The sequence below is a fragment of the Yoonia sp. SS1-5 genome (assembly GCF_038443705.2).
Taxonomy (GTDB): Bacteria; Pseudomonadota; Alphaproteobacteria; order Rhodobacterales; family Rhodobacteraceae; genus Yoonia; species Yoonia rhodophyticola.
Genome location: NZ_CP151767.2, coordinates 3265085 through 3281529 on the forward strand (window position 1 = coordinate 3265085; position 16445 = coordinate 3281529).

Sequence of the window (16445 nt, forward strand, 5' to 3'; positions counted from 1 at the left end):
GAACGATATGATATAAAAACGTTCAATTATAGCAGTCATGGATGGACCCATGCGCCTTGTCAGACTTATCGTTTTCGCTTTGATCGGGCTAGCCGCCTTGGCTCTGGTGGTGGTGAAGCTCAATTATGGCGGTGGGCAACCCTACCCAGACGTGTCGACAGCACCTTTGCGCAATGATGTGGAGGTTGCCATCGAATTGCCCTTCCCCCCTGGGATGGTGGCTGTGGGTCCAAAGGGCGAAGTCTATTACACCTATCATCCGTTTCATGCGCCCCAAGACCACACCGACGCACTTTTGTTCGCGTGGCGAGAGGGGCAGTCGCTCCCGGTTGCACAGGCGCTTGGCGATCGTTTGCACGGCATCTTCGGCATCACCGTAGACAGTCGCGGCTGGATCTGGGCCGTGCGACCCGGCGCCATGGAGGGCCGTCCAACTGAAGTTCTGGCGATCAACCCCGCCAGCGGCGAAATCACTTTTGAATTTCAGTTTGCGGATGGCGAGGGCGGCTTCGCACAGGATCTTCGCGTGTCGGATGATCTTCGCCATGTCTATCTGGCTGACACGGGTTTGCTGCGGTTCACGTCCGCTTCGCTTATTGTGCTGAACACACAGAGCCGCAATGCGCGCAGCGTCCTGGTGGATCATGAAAGCACCGCGCCGCAAAACTGGTTGATGCGGCGCACCGACGGGTCACCCTATCGACTGGGATATGGATTGGTCACATTTCAGGTCGGCGTTGACGGGCTAGAAATTACCGATGACGGCGACTGGCTTACCTATGCGACCATGACGCATGACAGCGTTTTCCGGGTGCCGACCGCGCTGCTGAACGATCCGGAGGTATCGCGCGAAGCGCTGGAGGCGGCAGTCGAACGGATCGGGCCGGCTCCGATGAGCGATGGCATTGCCCTCGATCAAAATGGCGCTGTCATCTTGACGGACGTGGAAAATGGCGGGCTGATGCGTCTGGTTGACGGCGCGTTGACGACCTTGGTGCGCGATGATGCCATCGACTGGGCCGACAGTGTCGCGGTCGCCCCAAACGGGGACATCTGGTTCACAGATAGCGCGCTGACAACCCTGTTGGATCAATTCGGCAATCCACCTTCACGCGCCGAAATCGACGCAGCCGCCCCATTTGCAATTTACCGATTGCCAGCGCCGTAAAGGCCCCACTTCGCCGCTGTCGACTTTCGCGCCGTCGACAGCGGGATGCGCTTTTCAACACCACGATATCGACCACGGGGCAAACGGCACCGATGACATGGTCCTGTCCAACCCTGCCGGACGGGGCGACTTCCTGATGTTGGGCACGCAACATCGGTAGGCCCACCATGCGCGTTGGGCGCGATATTGGCTATTCAGAGAGACCACGACAATGAACCGACGAACTTTTGCCACTGCAAGCTTGGCAGCGCTTTTGACGCCTGCGGCCAGTGCCTTGCAAGCACAACAAACAGCGCCGGGTTTGCCCGGCTACCAAATTGCCGAGATCAAGGACGGGCGTCTCACGTCAGGATATGGGGGCGCAGCCACGCCGCAAACTGCCGTAAATGAAGGAACGCTGTTCCAAGTGGCGTCCTGTTCGAAAACGGTGAATGCGCTGGCCGTCATGACGTTGGTGCGTGACGGACGCGTCGCACTTGACCGACCGGCAAATCAGTATCTGCGTCGATGGCAATTGCCCGGCCCCCGCGGTGCCGATGCGACGGTTGCAGAATTGATGTCACATACGGCGGGGACCACTGTTGATGGCTTCGCCGGATATGGACCGAGTGAGAAACTGCCTGATCTGATGGATATTCTCGCGGGACGCACGCCCGCGAACTCTGCTGCTATTCGGACACGTCGCCGGATTTTGGGGGGTTTCAGCTATAGTGGCGGCGGCACGACGGTCTTGCAGGCGATGATCGAAGACGTCACCGGAACAGATTTCGCGGCCTATACGCGGGCGGAGGTCTTGAACCCCGTCGGTGCGCCGCGGGCGACGTTTCAGATAGAACCGTCAGCGGCCTTCGCACATGGGTCATATGGCAACGGTCAGCCGGTCCCCGGCGGTTTCAAACGGCACCCGGAAAGCGCGGCTGCAGGGCTATGGGCGACGGCATCGGATCTGGCGAAGGTTCTGCAGTCCGTTATGCGGTCACTGGGTGGCGGGCCTGACGCGCTTCTTCCTGCGGAGTTGGCACAACGGATGATCACGCCGGTCAGTTGGGGATCGGGTCTTGGGGTATTCGTACAACCCGGCGCGATCATTTCCCATGATGGGCGCAATCATGGGTTTGACGCTGTCATGGCGGCAGAGCTTGGAACCGGCATCGTGCGGGCCGCCGTGACAAACCGAAATGGGGCCATCGAAGGCTTTTCGGAGCGAGTGACGTCGCGCTGACCGGTTACGTATAGAAACCTGCCGACGGAACGCAAAACGGCTGCTCATTCACCAAATGAGCAGCCGTTTCTTTTTTGTGTCCCCAAATTAGAAGGACATTATCAAGCCAAGCCCAACCCCGACCACATCCGACTTATCAACAAGCGGGCTGTCGGCATTGCTGCCCAGATCTTCGTATTCAACGATGCCGACGGCGGAAATGGTTTGCGTCACCGGATAAACAACAGCCAGGTTTGCAAAGGCAGTCGTCGTTTGGTCGGCAGCATATGCTGAACGGGCTGCGGTGGCCTCGGTGGCGGAAACGCCATAGAGATATTGGTTAAGGTCCTTATCCCGGAATCGCGCGCCAACCTCTGCGCTTACCACAAAGCTTCCGGGAGCGATGGCATACCCAACGACGACATTGGCCTCGGTCCCGCCATGCGTGTCTGACACGTCTGTCATCGTGTGCAACGACACGTAAGCATTGCCAAAGTCCAGTTGCGCAGTGATCCCGGCCTCCACCGCGTCGTCGCGCTTGAGACCGTCAAACAACGGGTCCTTGTTCGGAAAGTCCGGGCCGCCGCGGTATCCAAGGGCGAGGCCAACTGTCCCTTGTTGATATTCCAGGACGTTATATGACACGCCGTCCAGACCAACAGACAGCCTGTCGGTCTCGTAGGTCAGAAAAGGTGCGACACCAACAGTGTCATCCTCGCCCACATAGGTGCCGGTCGTGCCGACCCCCAAAATGCCCACGGTCCATTCACCATCGGCGTATGCCCCCGTACCGATACAAATCACCGTGCCTGTGAGGAGTTTTTTAAACATGCGTTATTCCTTGATTGAGACGTTTGTGTCATCTCGATCAGGGAAGACCGTTCTGATGTCGTCCATCTTAGCAGGGATGGACAGATATTTGCGGCGCCGGACCCAGATTGCCCTCTGGTCTCTGAGCATGGTTTGAGACACGTTGCGGCATGGATCAGGTCATCGTTGAAATCACGAGCACGGCAACGATCGCAATCGCGGCGTTCGGAATTGCCTTTTGTCTCACCCAGACAAAGTACTCTTACGTCAGCCGTAGCTTTGCGATGTTTCTGGGGGCGGTGGCCGTCAACAACGTGCCTGACGCCTTTCGACAACTTCTTGAGGGAACGGATGAGTTCTTTGTCCAATTGGCAGAACTATTGATCTGGTTCCCCAGTTCCTTGTGCCTGGCCCCGTTGTTTTGGCTTTATGTGTATTCATTGACGTCACCAACAGACCAACGACCTGCGCGTGTTTATCGCCATCTTTTGCTGCCGGGTTTCGCAGTGCTTGTCGGGCTGCTTATTGCGGTGACCCCAAATGATGTGTGGGTGCTTCTCAACACCGACACGATAGACACAACTTCGGCTTGGTCCATGGTGCTGCTTAGCGTGATGGCCTTGCTACAATTGGTTGTCTTCGTTCAGGTCGGGGTCTACCTACTGCTGATCGTACGACGCTTGACCCGCTACCGTATCAAGCTGCGGGATGTCTATTCGAGTACCGAGGCACATGAATTGCGCTGGATCTATGTGATCGGGGGTCTCGGGGCGCTGTTTTGGCTGGCCTCGGTGTCGATCCAGTTTCTGGTATTGAGCCCGGAGCAGGAAGGTGCGCTGGCCGCTGTTCTGAGTGTTGCCAGCCTCAGCGGCCTCGCGTTGATTGCGACGACAACGCTGTGGGGGCTGCGGCAGCGCCCACCCTTGGTGCCGGATATGGACGATGCGCAGACAGCAGAGATCATGGAAGATCAGCCCGCGGGAAAATATGAAAAGTCTGCACTCAGCGCTGAGGCTTCTGCCCGCATTGCACGCAAGTTACGCGCCGCGATGGACAAGGATCAGTTGCACCGCGATCCGAACCTGTCGTTATGGGCGCTCGCCCGACATGTTGGCGCCTCGCCCAATTACATTTCCCAGACACTCAGCGAGGAAATCGGCGAGAGCTTTTTCGATTTCGTCAACGGCTATCGCATCGCCGAGGCCAAAGACTTGTTGGCAAACACGGACGATACCGTCCTGGCGATCACCTACGAAGTGGGTTTCAACGCGCGGTCGTCGTTCTACAACGCCTTCAAGCGGCTGACCGGTCAAACCCCTACAAGTTATCGAAAAACATTGTCTCAGCGTGCTGGGGTGGACGACTGACACGCGTGATTGCCCGATATGGGTTCCAGCAAAACTGATCTGGAGACACCCAACAGCACCTTACGACCCACAACGACAAACTGCTCACCTTGCCGCAGGTGCCTTACGACGACCTGTTATTGGGCTTCTACGACGGTGCGCCTTGCATTTAACGAGAGAGATACGACAATGAAACGATACCTATTTCTGGCCATCCTCGGCCTCAGCGCCTGCGAAACACCAGCTGAAATTTCAGCCCGCGAGCAAATCGACGCCGCCTGTCTGGCGGGCGACTTGCAAGCATGTGCCGCCGTTCAACAACGAGTGGCCGCAGAAAACCAAGCGCTCGCCACTACTGCGTCCGGGCTGTAGTCGCGCGACCCAGACGGTCAAAGAAAGAAGCATCTGGCAAAGCAAAGGCTGACACCAGCGGAGCGGCGCAACAAATAGAGCTCCCCTTGCTCCGCTCACCCTTTCCGTAAACGCGATAGGGTGCGTCGACCCCCTTAGACGGCCCAAACCGGACCTTCGTGGCCGACCCATGCGCCGCGTTGCGGCCCTACCAGATTGACCATTCGCTGCGATTGCTCGGTTTCAGTCGTGTCCGAGGTCGTGTCTGCGGCCAAATCACGACGTTCATTTTCTGCACCTTCGCATTGGCGGCACATTTACTCCCGACCATATCTCTAAGGCGGGCGACGTCGACGTCTTATCAGCGCTCTACACTGCGTTCCGTCGACGATTTGTCGAGGCTACGTATCAAGCTTGATTGCCTCGTTGCGGAACCGATCGAACCCATACAAAACAGCCTGCTTCGACGGGTCTTCCTACGATTTGGGTTGATAGCGTACCAGCGCGCGTCTTGGCGTCACTTTTTTCAAAACGAAGTTCTCACTTTTGACACAAAAATTACGTCATGGAGTCTAATTATTAATTATATCAGTGAATCTAATTAATCTGCAGGCGGTGGTTGCCTGTACCCATTCGCCAGACGGCGAATGGCATCGAAATTTGCGGCCAAAAACAGGAGATCTCAATATGGGCAGAAAACTCAATAACAGGACCGAGACATTTGAGCGGTGGGGCGCGGACATCGTTGTGGTCGACGAAACGGCGACCCGCAACAACATCGATATCTTCGGGACCAATCGCGATGAAACGCTGATCCTCGACGATCTGAAAAGCTGGGACACGTCGTCGCCCGACAATATCGACATTCAATTCGACGGCGGAGACGGGGACGATCATCTGGCCTTTACGGGCAATGCCAAAGGCATCAACCTTGAACTTAGCGATGACGACAAGTACGACTTCCGGCTTGATGGCGGTCATTCACGCGACGGTGGAGACAAAAAGCTAAGCAGCCTGGACATATCGACAGTCAACGTCGAGACGTTTTCGCTGACCAACCGGGCCGACCAGGTTGACGTCTTTGGCTTTGGCTCGGGCGTGACGTTTTTCCTTAAGCATGGTGCGGATTGGTACAATGGCACCAACTTTGACGACCACGTCGACGGTGGTACCGGCAATGACGAACTCTACGGAAACGGCGGAAACGACTATATCGACGGCGGTCTGGGTGACGACACAATTCACGGGGGTACCGGTGACGACATCATCATCGACCAGGGCGGCAGCAATATCATCTTTGGCGGACAGGGCCGTGATACGATCTATACCACGTCCGACATCAACGCAGACGGCACCACAACTGTTTATGGCGACTTCGTAGACGAAGACGGAAAGGCAGCGGGCGCTTACAACGCGGCAGACACCTTCTTTATCGGCTATGAAACCGAGACATATGTCTACCCGGACGCACTCATCTCGGACGGCGCGGCGCTGTCGTCCGGCGAACAGATCGCGATGGCCGGGGCCGGCATTGGCCAGATCGGTGGCGCCATCATGTATGCTGCAGGCGGCGGCGTCGCGGGCTCTATCTTTAATACGGGCTTTACTGTCGGCAGTGCGATCCTAGGTGAACTAATCGACAAGGGCAACAAAGCCAGTTCTCGCGAGATGACAAGCACGGCCACCACAAACCAGATCCTTATCAAGGACTACGATGCCTGGGCAGACACGGCAGTTGTCGCCCTCGACGCATACGCGGACCTCGTTAACGCGGATATCTCCACCAATACCGCCGGGACCGAGATCAGCTTTACCGTAGGCGGGAGCGAGTTCTTGGGCATCACGCTCGATACCACAATGATGTCAGTCATGGAGGGCAGCGATGAGGATCTGTCTTGGGCCACCTCGACGGTCGGTAAATCGGCAATCCTGAACAACCTACTGATGAACTCTGTCATCGTGGAAACCGACGGGTCGGCCTCTGGTGCGACGATCAAGGCGATGAATGGCCTTAACCTGTCGGTCGGAGGAAAAGAGCAGGACCTTCTGGAAAGCTACTTTTCCGAAGACGGCGAAGAAGATGGCGTCTGGCTTATTGGCGACATCGGGACATCCATCCTCTTTGGGCACAATCTCAGCGCTCTGGCGGGCACACAGTCCAACAACACGATGTATTCCGGATATTACTTCGATGATACCAGCACTTCGTCGTGGTATTCCAGCGCTGCAATTTCAATGCATGGCGGCGCGGGCAATGACGTCATGTTCGGATCCAAGGACGACGGAGACAAAATCTATGGCGGGACGGGCAATGATTTCCTCGCGGGTCATTGGGGCCTAAACGACAAACTGTATGGCGGCGCCGGCACTGATGTTGCCTCTTTTGGTACTGTCAGGAACGGGTCTTTTGTGTTGAACCAAGATCGCGACTCTGACGGCGACGTAAAGGCCGTTGGCGTTTATGCCGATCTTGCGGTCAGCAGCGCTGACGAACCAGGCGCGAGCGCGGGCTATCGCCTATTGGCGGGGCAGGCAGATGCTTACAGGGCTGGCACGCTCGCGACCGACGAGGGCCACGATACCGGCTGGGACATCGGCGCAGCCATGGCTTATCTCTATGACATCGAGGGGCTCTACGGATCTGACTATCAGGACGTGCTTTATGGCGATGGCGGGGAAAATGCGCTCTTTGGCGCGGCGGGCGCTGACATCATCGACGGCCGAAGCGGCAACGATTACATTGATGGCGGCGCCGGCGACGATGTGCTGACGGGAGGCGCCGGTCATGATGTCTTCTCATTCACCGGCGGTTTCGGGAGCGACGTTATCACCGACTTCGCAGATGGCGACACGCTCGTCTTCGAAGGGCTGACGCTGTACCAGCGCGACAGCCTCGCAGCGAGCCTGAACGGGAACGGCTCTACGATCACGATGAAGACCAGCGCAAGCGACGCGACCCCCGAAGAGCTTGTGCTGACGGGTGTCGATGTGACCGGCCTGTTTTCAAGCAGCGAGAAGGTGCAGACGGAGGTGTTCGACGAGGCGACGGGCGAGCTGGTCACGCAAGAGAGCTACACGCATACCATATCGTCCTCGCGTGCTATCGACAGCGCGCCACTGGATGATGCCGAAGCTTGGGTTTACCTTGCGTCCAACCCCGAGCTTATCGCGCGTTACGGCGACAGCATCGACAGTGCCAAGGCGCATTTCGAGGCCTATGGCCGCAATGGTGACACGGCATTGGGCTTTAACGCCGCTCAATACGCCGACAACTATGGGCTTAGCGATGTTGCCAGCGCCGCAGAGCACTTCGTCAAAACGGGTTATGGCCGCGGCTGGTCCGACAAGGCGGACATCACCGATAGTCTTGACGCGTCAGCGGCCACGCAAAGCTCGACGCACGGTGGCGCGGTTGCCGCAAACGCCATCGACAATGACCGCAGCACGATCACCCACGCGGCAACGGACGACTGGACGCCACATCTTAGCATCGACCTTGGCGAGGACTACATCCTTGAGGCCGCAACGCTACAGAACCGCGTGGCGGGCAATCACTGGCTTAACGACCGCTTGATCGGAGCCAAGGTTGAAGTGCGCGATGACGGAGAGGTCGTCTGGACTTCGGATCCGCTCAATGACTGGGTCACGCAGTATCTCGATTTCAATGGCGTCGTCGGGGATGAGGTACGCATCACCCATACCAACCGCAACCTCTCGGTGGCCGAGCTTGAGATCTTCGGCGAGGCCCTCGACAATGCGGTGATCAACCTAACCGATACTCTTGATACCAGGGCCGCCTTCATGACCTCGGAATGGGCAAATGGGCTATACGGCGCCGAGAACGCCCTTGATGGGGATGACAGCACTCTGATCCACTCTCGCAAGAACGACAATCATATGGAATTCTGGCTTGACCTCGGGGATGACGCAAAGATCGAATATATTGACATCGCCAACCGCGGCGACACATGGGCGTCCCGTTTGTCGAACGCAGAGCTGCAGATCCTTCGAGACGGTAACGAGGTTTGGTCACAAGACTTGACCGCCGCCTACGACCAGATGATCAACACCGGCGGCGTGATCGGCGATGAGGTGCGCATCGTTCAAGATGGTGCCGCGCTCCATATCGGCGAGATCGACGTCCTTGGCCAATATCTGCCAAACGCGTTCAACAACCTCAGCCAAGTGCTCATTGCCAGCGATGTCAGCCAAAGTTCGAACCTGACAAGCAACAGTATCGCCTCGAACGCCATCGACGGGGACTACACAACCAGCATGCACACAGGTCATGGCGACCACAGCCCGTGGCTCGAGTTCGATCTTGGCGGGGACGCGTTCTTGAAGGGTGTGCTCCTGCAGAACCGGTATACGGACGAGGATAGCCAGCATTTCCATCTGAACCAGAAGTTGGAAGACGCCAAGATCGAGGTTCTGGACGGCACGACAGTGGTCTGGAGCAGTGACAACCTGTCTGGCGACGTGTCCCAATGGATCGACTTTGACGGTGTGGTGGGCGATAAGATCCGCCTTTCGAGCGACAATCAGTACCTGCATGTGGCCGAGCTTGACATCATCGGTGACTATCTCTCGGGAATGACCAACATCACCGATACGCTGAGCAGTTCCGCCGCAACACAATCGAGCACTTACAACAGTGCTGCTGGTGCGTCGAATGTATTGGACGGCAATTCCAACAGCATAAACCACACCCGACAGGACGCGCCGTCCTGGCTGTCAGTGGATTTGGGCGGTGACGTGGATTTTGAGTTCATCAAGATCGAGAACCGCGACGACCAGTACCACTACGTCAGGAACCGTCTCGACGGCGCGACTGTCGAAATCCTGGATGATGGTCATGTGGTTTGGGAATCCGATCCGATAAACGGTGATCAATTCCACTTCATCGACGCATCGGGCGTGACGGGCGATGAGGTACGCGTGACGTTAGAGGATGAATTCCTGCATATCGCGGAACTCGACGTCTATGGTGCCTTCTCAATGTGAACGTAGGCCTTGAAAGGTCGGCTTGTTCCGGCGCGCAGAGCACCCCGATTGCAGGGGTGCTCTTTTTCGCTCTTGGCGAGCACATTGAGCGGACGAGACCGCGCCAACGCCGATTTCCACTTTCCGATTTATACCGGTTACGACGTGACAAAAGCACAGGTCACAGGTTCTGCAGGCTGAACCTCAACAGCTTCGCTGTAAACACGGCATGTTGCTCAATGTAAGCGTCAGAAAACGGGTCGGCACCAAAGGAATCCGACACGGTCCCGGGATCCATGAACGGGAAATTGATTGCACCATGCATGGCCGGGATCAGATGCGCGACTTCGGTCAAATCATCCCCCTTGTTGGGAAGTAGACCCATCCCCACAAAACCGGCAACCAGCACCTTACTGATCGGAACAATGTAGGTTTCTCTGATCCACTCTGCCCGCGCGCCCCCCTGCCGCATCTCATCCAAAGAGATGTGATGTATATAGGGGCTGTTGGCCGAGGCCCTCACAACGGCGCGGGTGAAAGCCAGAAGCAAATCGTCCGGTTCGGCTTGCCGGGCTGCCATCCCCAGCTTGATCGCCTCATCGCGAAAGTGGTCGAACCCGTAAGCCACGGCTTGCCGCCACAAGTCATCCTTTGACGCGAAGTGATAGTGCACCAGCGGTTTGGCCACATTGGCCGCCTGTGCAATAGCGCCGATGCTTGTCGCCTGAAATCCGGTTTTTGCAAACGCAATAAGGGCCGCGTCCAAGAGTGCCTGCCGGGCGTCGACACCTTCACCGCGCGGGGGCCGCCCGCGAGCGCGTTTTGGTGGAACTTCTGTCAAATTCGAATTCTCACTTTTGACATGATAATTACGTCATGCAGACCAATTTTTAAATATATCGGTCGATCCAATAAATATTGACCAGCAAGGGCAGGACTATGCCCTCTACATCGAAGAACCCATACCACTGAAACACCTTATGCTTCGCCTCATCATGATTGCTTTGATCGCGGTTAATCACTGCGTTCCTCGGCAGGTATGGCCAGATCTTAAGCTGTGGATGTCTCTTGCTAGTGATAGATCGTGGAGCTTTCTTTGATGGGACCGCGCCTGCGATATGCTGCAGATATCTCACGGCGTTTCTTCTAGGTGGCTGCAGCGTCATGTTGCAATGCGTCAACCCGATCCGAGGTTCATAGCGAAACCCAGTATTCCTTGTGCCTTAGGCGTTTCTGCATCGATTTTGGCGGCTGGACAGGTACATGCCGTTTGTTGCCACGCAGGCAGATTTCGGGAACCGATACACGTGGATTCATAAACGCTACTGTAGCAACGCAAATTGCACAAAGCCCTTTTCTGCAGTGTCATTCTGACAAAATAGGGATCAAAAGTGTGGGTGGCGGAGACGAAGGGATTCGAACCCTCGAGACGGTTTCCCGCCTACTCCCTTAGCAGGGGAGCGCCTTCGACCACTCGGCCACGTCTCCGCCGACGGGTGTAGCCGAATAAGCGCCCGGGAAACAAGAGCAAAACAAGCCGCGCGGGCGGAGTTTCGGGACAACGCCTGACATCTGTAATCAAACTGAACTATGACCGAATGAAATTGCCAGCATTCGCACTCAAGCCACACTGAAAACAACGGCAAACCTTGAGTACTGTGGTTCGGATTTCTTGGCCGTCACTAGACAACGATCTGACATTCTACAGCGAAACCGACGACGCAGACCACCTATAGCCCAAGTACCATCTGCAACGACTTAAGCTTCTGGCGCTGCCCATCGGACCAGTCGCCGCGACGGCCGCGAAACAGCGTGGCCTGTGAGGCGTGGATCAGCCCGTCATCGAGAATTTTCAGTCCGTTTGCGCGCAGCGTTTCCCCGGTTGAGGTGATGTCGGCAATCGCCTCGGCGGTTTCGTTCTTGACCGTGCCTTCCGTGGCGCCCTGGCTGTCGATCAGTTGATAGTCGGCGACACCTTTCTCGCGCAGAAATTCGCGGACAAGCCGATGGTATTTGGTTGCGATCCGCAGGCGAAACCCGTGTGCCGTGCGAAAGGCGGCCGCGGCCGCATCCAGATCGTCCAGCGTATCAACATCCACCCATGCCTGCGGGACGGCGATGATCAGGTCGGCACCACCGAACCCCATTGGGGCCATGGCGGTGACCCGCTGCTCCCAATTAGCCAGCTTTTCGCGAACAAGATCCGAACCGGTAACGCCCAGATGAATGTTGCCCGCTGCCAGTTCGCGCGGGATTTCACCGGCAGACAGCAGCACCAGCTCGACGCCATCGATCCCGTCAACCGCACCCGCATATTCCCGGTCAGAGCCCGACTTGCGCAAAGTGATGCCGCGGGTCCCGAACCAGTCAAACGTCTTTTCCATCAGCCGACCCTTGGACGGCACGCCAAGTTTCAGCATCAGGCGATCTCCAGCATCAGATCGGGGCGGATCACGCCGCCGATTGCGGGGGCCGCGCGCCCTTTGCCCAATTGCGCGGTCAGCGCGTCATAGCGCCCGCCGGTGGCAATGGGCGGCAGGTCGGGCCGATTGGGCGCGGTAAACCCAAAGACAAACCCGTCATAATATTCAAGCGTCGTGCGACCATAGGACCCTTCGAAATCGAGCGCCTCGACAGCCACGCCACGTTTGGACAGCGCATCGGTGCGCGCCTGCATCACGGCCACCGCATCGCCAATGGCGGGCATATCGACGGCGATATCGCGTAGCGCGCTAAGCACATGGGGTGTTGTTTCGCGCAGCGACAGGATCGCGTCGAGCAAGGCGATCTCCTCGGCCGCAATAGGGGCCGCAGCGGCGTCCGCACGCAAGGCTGCAATTCGCGCCGCGACCTCGGCCCGGCTGCGCAAGCCGATATCGGGTCCGGCCCCTTCAAAAGGGTCCGCAGCATCAAGCAATGCAGCCCGGGTTGGCGGGATCGTATCCGACCCAAACCGCTTTAACAGCGCCTTGAACCGCCCAGGTCGCCAGATATGACGCAATAAGGCGGCCTTGCGCGCATCGGTGGTGCGCAACCCGCGCACGGCGGCGGTCAGAATGCCGATGTCGCCGGTAATTGCCCGCACAGGCAACTCGGCTAGCGCATTGGCAATGGTTGCAAATACCTCTGCATCGGCTGCGGCCGGGTTTTGGCCGTCAAACACCTCATACCCGACCTGCACGTATTCATTGGCCCGCGCCTCGTCGCTTTCCTGCTTGCGAAAAACCTTGCCTGCATAGGTGTAGCGCGCGGGGTCTGCGTGGCTTTCCATATGCATCTGCACGACGGGCACCGTGAAATCAGGGCGCAGCACCATTTCACCGCGCAAAGGATCGGCCGTCAGATAGGCGCGGGCGCGGATATCCTCGCCATAGAGATCAAGGAGCGTCTCCGCCGGTTGCAGCACGTCTGCCTTGACCACTTGCGCGCCGAGCGCGGCGAACTGGTCGCGCAGATCCCGCGCTTTGGTGAGTGTTTCGGGGGATATCGGCATCAGACGAAGTGTTTCATGCACAAAAAGAAGCCCACAAACATCATGATTATCCCGATGCCAGTGATCATGCCAGCGACGATCATGCCGTCGATCGACTGGCCGTAAATCACTGCGACGAACCCCAACAGGACAAGCACACCGCCGATGACGATCTTGCCGACTTCTGCAACCACTCTGCCCGAAAGCCGGAGGAGTCCTTTGAAAAAACCGGTCATGACTTGTCCAAAATCTCGCGCACCTTCGCCAGCATCTCATCACGCGGCACTTCATATTGGCTGGGCCGGTCTTTCCATTCCTCCAGCGTGGCGTTCTTGGCAATCTCGGCCCCTAGGATCAGGTCCTTGATCTGTACAACACCTTGATCAAACTCATCCCCGCCCGCGATGATCGCGATGGGGGAATGGCGTTTATCCGCATATTTCAGCTGATTGCCAAAGTTCTTGGGATTGCCCAGATAAACCTCCGACCGGATGCCCGCGTTGCGCAATTCGGCAACCATGGACTGATAGTCAGCCATCCGGTCACGGTCCATGACGGTGATGATGACGGGGCCCTGGGCGGTGGTATCGGTGCGGCCCTTGGCGTGGAGCGCGGCCAGCAGCCGGTCAACCCCGATAGAGACCCCGGTGGCCGGCACAGCCTGCCCGGTGAAGCGCTTGACCAGGTCATCATAACGCCCGCCGCCAGCGACAGAGCCGAAATTGCGGGGGCGGCCTTTTTCGTCTTCGATCTCGAAGGTCAATTCGGCCTCGTAGACGGGACCGGTGTAATAGCCAAGACCACGGACGACAGAAGGGTCGATGACGATGCGGTTGCTACCGTAGCTTTGGGCGTCGAGAAGCCCGGCAATATCTTCCAGTTCGGCGACCCCATCGCCACCAATATTCGAACCTTGGACGAGTTGACGCAGACGGCTGACGGTGGCGGCACCTTCGTCGCGTTTGGCATCCATGAACCCCATGATGATGTCTGCCTGTTCGCCGCCGAGCCCCGCACCCTTCGTAAAGTCGCCGCTTTCATCCTTGCGGCCCTCACCGAGCAGCGCACGCACACCCTCAAGGCCCAGCCGGTCCAGCTTGTCAATCGCGCGCAGCACGATCCCGCGTTCGGCCTCTTTGTCGTCGCCGGACAGCCCGGCAACCTCCATGACGCCGTTCAGCACTTTCCGGTTATTTACCCGGATCACGTAGTCATCCTTGTCGATCCCAACGGCTTCCAGCGTATCCGCCAGCATCGCGCAGATCTCGGCATCTGCAGCGACGCTTGCGGCCCCAACGGTATCCGCATCGCATTGATAAAACTGCCGAAACCGGCCCGGCCCTGGCTTTTCATTACGCCAGACCGGCCCCATCGTGTAGCGCCGGTAGGGGGATGGCAGGTCGTTGCGATATTGCGCGGCGACGCGGGCCAAAGGGGCCGTCATGTCATAGCGCAGCGCCAGCCAATCCTTGTCCTCTTCCCAGGCAAAGACGCCTTCATTCGGGCGGTCCACATCCGGCAGGAACTTGCCCAGCGCCTCAACCGTCTCCACGGCCGATGTCTCAAGCGCGTCGAACCCGTAGCGATGATAAACCCCGGCGATCTTGGTCAGCATTTCGGTGCGCGCGGTCACCTCTGCACCAAAATAATCGCGGAAACCCTTGGGCGTTACGGGTTTGGGGCGGGGCTGTTTCTTGTCCTTCGCCATGGTCCTGTCCTTGTCATTCGTGCGCCGTTTAACGCGCCAATGTCACAGGGGCAATGCAGTCGTGTATTTCAGCTCTTTGAGGCTGAAGGACGATACAACCGATTTGACAAGCGGCGAGCGGAGGAGGGTATGTGTCATGAACCCCTCATAAGCCTCAACATCCTTGCAGCGGATTTTCAGGATATAGTCGGCGGTGCCCGATATGGCATGGGCCTCCATGATCTGCGGATACGCGCGGATGACGGTGGCAAAGCCGTTGATCGACGCCTCGGCATGATCGGCCAGACGGACGGTGGCAAAAACACACAGCCGGGCATCGGCCTTGGCCGGGTCCAGCAGGGCGACACGGCCCCGGATCAGGCCCAGCTTTTCAAACTCCTGCACTTTACGCCAAACGGTTGACGTTGCCATACCGGACTGCGCCGCAACATCAGCCAATGACAGGGCCGCATCCGCCTGCAAAACCTGCAGCAACGCCCGCTCTTGATCAGAAAATTTCACAAATAGCGCTCTTTCAATATCATCTTGCCAAAAATACTCAAATTCTGACGGCAAAGGAACAAAAATCCACCTCGGGTGCACGAAACTGATCAAAATGGAGGTCGAACCATGCCCAAAGATACCAGTTACACATCATTGCACCCTGATGAGAACGGATTGTTCCCCTACAGCGCCGATGACGATGCGGTCTGGGGCGAGTTGTTCAATCGGCAGATGGCGTTCCTGCCGGGCAAGGTTGCGCCGGAATATCTGGACGGGGTGGGAAAGCTGGGGCTGACGGCCGACAAGACACCGCAGGTCAAGGATATTGACGCAAGGCTTGGCGCCCTGACCGGGGCAGGGGCCCACGGCGTACCTGCAATCATTCCGCCTTCGCAGTTTTATGATCTGCTAAGCCAGCGCAAATTCCCTGTTGCGACCTTCCTGCGGCGGCGCGAACACATGGACTACATCGAAGAGCCGGACCTGTTTCACGAGGTCTTTGGCCATTGCCCGATGTTGGCACATCCCGACTATGCCGATTTCATCGAAGGGTTCGGCAAACGGGCCATCGCACTCGGCAAGGGATATTCATGGCACATGTTCCGGCTGTTCTGGTTCACGGTTGAGTTCGGGATGATCCGAACAAAAGACGGGCTGCGGGCCTATGGGGCGGGTATCGTGTCGTCACCCAGCGAGGCGGCACATGCGATGTCGGACGCGCCGCTCATGCAGGAATTCGATCTGTTGACCGTCTTCCGGACGCCATACCGGATCGACATCGTGCAACCGACCTATTTTGTGATCGACAGCTTCGAACAGCTTGCACGGGTGCTTGACGCTGATTTCGCGGCCCTGATCGACAAGGCCAAGGAAATGGGCGATCTGCCCGCCCTTTTCGCGGCAGCCAAAGCGGTATAGACAGC

The 16445-nt window shown here is 57.7% G+C and carries 13 protein-coding genes and 1 tRNA gene; 6 read left to right on the top strand and 8 right to left on the bottom strand.

Annotated elements, in window-relative coordinates:
* The first annotated feature begins 49 nt into the window (after nucleotides 1-49).
* Entirely contained in the window at nucleotides 50-1168 is a 1119-nt protein-coding gene (locus tag AABB31_RS17505; RefSeq protein ID WP_373635077.1) for a hypothetical protein, read from the top strand.
* A gap of 211 nt (nucleotides 1169-1379) precedes the next feature.
* Nucleotides 1380-2390: a serine hydrolase domain-containing protein gene (locus AABB31_RS17510; RefSeq protein ID WP_373635078.1), complete on the top strand. Its 1011-nt coding sequence runs from the start codon at nucleotides 1380-1382 to the stop codon at nucleotides 2388-2390.
* 87 nt (nucleotides 2391-2477) lie between these two features.
* Here the strand turns inward: AABB31_RS17510 and AABB31_RS17515 are convergent, their stop codons facing one another.
* Nucleotides 2478-3200 carry a MipA/OmpV family protein gene (locus AABB31_RS17515; protein ID WP_342076917.1) on the bottom strand — a complete coding sequence of 241 codons (723 nt, stop codon included), beginning with the start codon at nucleotides 3198-3200 and terminating at the stop codon, nucleotides 2478-2480.
* Between the two features lie 149 nt (nucleotides 3201-3349).
* Here AABB31_RS17515 and AABB31_RS17520 point away from each other — a divergent pair, with 149 nt between their 5' ends.
* The 3 genes from AABB31_RS17520 (at nucleotide 3350) to AABB31_RS17530 (ending at nucleotide 9880) form a co-directional block, all read left to right on the top strand.
* Entirely contained in the window at nucleotides 3350-4546 is a 1197-nt protein-coding gene (locus AABB31_RS17520) for an AraC family transcriptional regulator (protein ID WP_342076916.1), read from the top strand.
* A gap of 168 nt (nucleotides 4547-4714) precedes the next feature.
* On the top strand, nucleotides 4715-4897 hold the full coding sequence (locus tag AABB31_RS17525) for a hypothetical protein (protein ID WP_342076915.1): 183 nt from the start codon (nucleotides 4715-4717) through the stop codon (nucleotides 4895-4897).
* Nucleotides 4898-5563: 666 nt separating this feature from the next.
* Nucleotides 5564-9880 (top strand): discoidin domain-containing protein, encoded by a 4317-nt coding sequence (locus AABB31_RS17530; protein ID WP_342076914.1) that lies wholly within the window; start codon nucleotides 5564-5566, stop codon nucleotides 9878-9880.
* A 160-nt stretch (nucleotides 9881-10040) separates the two neighbouring features.
* On the opposite strand, the gene AABB31_RS17535 is transcribed toward AABB31_RS17530, so the two are convergent.
* The 7 genes from AABB31_RS17535 to AABB31_RS17565 all read right to left on the bottom strand — a co-directional run bounded on the left by AABB31_RS17535 (nucleotide 10041) and on the right by AABB31_RS17565 (nucleotide 15540).
* Nucleotides 10041-10700, bottom strand: a complete 660-nt coding sequence (locus AABB31_RS17535) for a TetR/AcrR family transcriptional regulator (RefSeq protein WP_373635080.1) — start codon at nucleotides 10698-10700, stop codon at nucleotides 10041-10043.
* A gap of 557 nt (nucleotides 10701-11257) precedes the next feature.
* Nucleotides 11258-11347, bottom strand: a tRNA-Ser gene (locus AABB31_RS17540).
* Nucleotides 11348-11589: 242 nt separating this feature from the next.
* Entirely contained in the window at nucleotides 11590-12282 is a 693-nt protein-coding gene (gene hisG, locus AABB31_RS17545; protein WP_342078952.1) for an ATP phosphoribosyltransferase, read from the bottom strand.
* Complete coding sequence (locus AABB31_RS17550; protein ID WP_342076911.1) at nucleotides 12279-13352, bottom strand: ATP phosphoribosyltransferase regulatory subunit; 1074 nt, start codon at nucleotides 13350-13352, stop codon at nucleotides 12279-12281. The genes hisG and AABB31_RS17550 overlap by 4 nt, the downstream gene beginning before the upstream one ends.
* Entirely contained in the window at nucleotides 13352-13567 is a 216-nt protein-coding gene (locus AABB31_RS17555; RefSeq protein WP_342076910.1) for a hypothetical protein, read from the bottom strand. Before AABB31_RS17555 ends, AABB31_RS17550 begins: the two co-directional genes overlap by 1 nt.
* Entirely contained in the window at nucleotides 13564-15039 is a 1476-nt protein-coding gene (hisS, locus tag AABB31_RS17560; protein ID WP_342076909.1) for a histidine--tRNA ligase, read from the bottom strand. Before hisS ends, AABB31_RS17555 begins: the two co-directional genes overlap by 4 nt.
* A 42-nt stretch (nucleotides 15040-15081) precedes the next feature.
* Nucleotides 15082-15540 (bottom strand): Lrp/AsnC family transcriptional regulator, encoded by a 459-nt coding sequence (locus AABB31_RS17565; RefSeq protein ID WP_342076908.1) that lies wholly within the window; start codon nucleotides 15538-15540, stop codon nucleotides 15082-15084.
* 108 nt (nucleotides 15541-15648) lie between these two features.
* Here AABB31_RS17565 and phhA point away from each other — a divergent pair, with 108 nt between their 5' ends.
* Nucleotides 15649-16440: a phenylalanine 4-monooxygenase gene (phhA, locus tag AABB31_RS17570; protein ID WP_342076907.1), complete on the top strand. Its 792-nt coding sequence runs from the start codon at nucleotides 15649-15651 to the stop codon at nucleotides 16438-16440.
* The last annotated feature ends 5 nt before the right edge of the window (nucleotides 16441-16445 follow it).